This window comes from Pseudomonas sp. GZD-209, assembly GCF_049310485.1.
Lineage (GTDB): Bacteria > Pseudomonadota > Gammaproteobacteria > Pseudomonadales > Pseudomonadaceae > Aquipseudomonas > Aquipseudomonas sichuanensis.
In genome coordinates, this window is the sequence record NZ_JBMOWQ010000045.1 from 1 (window position 1) to 2,148 (window position 2,148).

The window sequence follows — 2,148 nt, forward strand, 5'->3', positions numbered from 1 at the left end:
GCCCCCAGTGGGTACTCTCCCCCTCCCCATAACACCTAAAACACCGCTCGCGGGGCAAGCTCGCTCCCACAAAGGTGCCGCGCAGGCTTTTGAGTCAGCTACCCGCCACCGTCATCCGCTCGATCAATACCGAGCCACTGTGGATATTGCTACGGGTTTCGATATCGCTGCCAATCGCCACAATTTGCTGGAACATGTCTTTCATATTGCCGGCGATGGTCACTTCCTGCACCGCGTGCTGGATCTCGCCGTTCTCCACCCAGAAGCCCGCCGCACCTCGGGAATAGTCGCCGGTGACCATGTTCAGGCCATGCCCCATCAGCTCGGTCACCAGCAGACCGCGCCCCATGCGACGGATCAACGCCGCCTGGTCCTCGACCCCATGGGTGACGAACAGGTTGTGCACACCGCCGGAGTTGGCGGTGCTCGGCAGCCCCAGCTTGCGCCCGGAATAAGTGCCGAGGATGTAGGAGACCAGCTCACCCTTGTCGACGAACGGCTTGGCGTAGGTAGCCAGACCATCACCGTCGAACGAGGCACTGCCCAGCGCTCGCGGAATGTGCGGACGCTCGTCCAGGGTCAGCCAGGTGGGGAACAGGCGCTGGCCAAGGGTGCCTTCGAGGAACGACGACTTGCGGTACAGGTTGCCGCCGGAGATCGCCGACAGGAAGCTGCCGAACAGCCCGCCCGCCAGCTCGGCGCTGAACAGCACCGGCACTTCGCAGGTCGGCACCGGTCGGGCCCCCAGGCGGCTGGCGGCGCGCTGGGCGGCCCGCACGCCAATGCTGCGCGGGTCGGCCAGCAAATGGCCCTGGCGATTGACGTCGTACCAGTAGTCACGCTGCATCTGCCCGTCACCCTCGGCGATCATCACGCAGCTCAGGCTGTGGCGGGTGGAGGCATAGCCGCCGATAAAGCCATGGCTGTTGCCGTACACCCGCACACCTTGGTGGGTATTGAGCGTGGTGCCATCGGCATTGAGGATGCGCTTGTCGGCATCGAAGGCGGCAGCCTCGCAGGCCAACGCCATCTCGATGGCCTTTTCCGGCTCGATGTCCCAATCGTGGTACAGATCGAGGTCGGGCAGCTCCCGGGCCATCAGCGCCGCATCGGCCAGGCCCGAGCATTCGTCTTCGGAAGTATGCTTGGCGATGGCCAGTGCCGCCGCGACGGTCTCACGGATCGCCTCAGGGCCGCTGGCCGAGGTGCTGGCCGAGCCCTTGCGCTGGCCAACGTAGAGGGTGATGCCGAAGCCCTGGTCGCGGTTGAACTCGACGGTCTCGACTTCGCGCTGGCGCACGCTGGTGGACAGGCCCTGCTCCAGCGATACCGCCACTTCGCAGGCGCTGGCACCCTGGCGGCGCGCTTCGGCGACGATCGCTTCGACCTGTTCCTGCAACGCCGGCAGGTCCTTGGGGCCTACGCTCTGGACTGCACTCATGGTTCTCTCCACTGAAAATTCTGCGTACGGCTTGGGTCATTCTACGACCGGGCCGGACAAGCGGCCCCCGACTGGTTATCATGGCGGCGATTTCTTGCGGACGGCCCCCATGGTTGATTCTTACGACGACGCCTTCGATGGCGAAAAAAGCAAAACCCAGATCAAGCGCGAGCTGCATGCGCTGGTCGAACTCGGTGAGCGCCTCACCACACTCAAGGCCGACACCCTGGCGCGCCTGCCGCTGACCGACGAGCTGCGCAAGGCGCTGGCCGAGGCCTGCAAGCACGTTGCCCATGGCGCCCGTAAACGCCACATGTCGTTTGTCGGCAAACTGATGCGCGACCAGGACCTGGACGCCATCCATGCCGTGCTCGACCAGATCGACAGCTCGACCCGTCAGTACAACGAGCGCTTCCACAACCTGGAGCGCTGGCGCGACCGCCTGATCGACGGCAACGACGAGGACCTCGAGCGCTTCGTCAACGAGTTCCCCGACACCGACCGCCAGCACCTGCGTTCGCTGATCCGTCATGCCCAGCACGAGAAGGCGCGGAACAAGCCGCCTGCTGCCATGCGTAAAGTGTTCAAGTACATCCGCGAGCTCGACGAGTCCCAGCGCGGCCTGCGTTGAGCCCATCGGGGGGGGGGGGGGGGGGGAGGAAGGAAGAGAGAGAAGAGGCGTAGAACGGACCACTACAACAAAAAAA

At 64.6% G+C, this 2,148-nt stretch carries 2 protein-coding genes; one reads left to right on the top strand and one right to left on the bottom strand.

Going from position 1 to position 2,148, the window contains the following annotated elements:
• Window positions 1-94: 94 nt before the first annotated feature.
• Window positions 95-1,441 (bottom strand): metalloprotease PmbA, encoded by a 1,347-nt coding sequence (gene pmbA, locus ACO6VM_RS07015; protein ID WP_401059745.1) that lies wholly within the window; start codon window positions 1,439-1,441, stop codon window positions 95-97.
• Between the two features lie 109 nt (window positions 1,442-1,550).
• On the opposite strand from pmbA, the gene yjgA reads away from it, so the two are divergent.
• On the top strand, window positions 1,551-2,072 hold the full coding sequence (yjgA, locus tag ACO6VM_RS07020; protein WP_401059747.1) for a ribosome biogenesis factor YjgA: 522 nt from the start codon (window positions 1,551-1,553) through the stop codon (window positions 2,070-2,072).
• The last annotated feature ends 76 nt before the right edge of the window (window positions 2,073-2,148 follow it).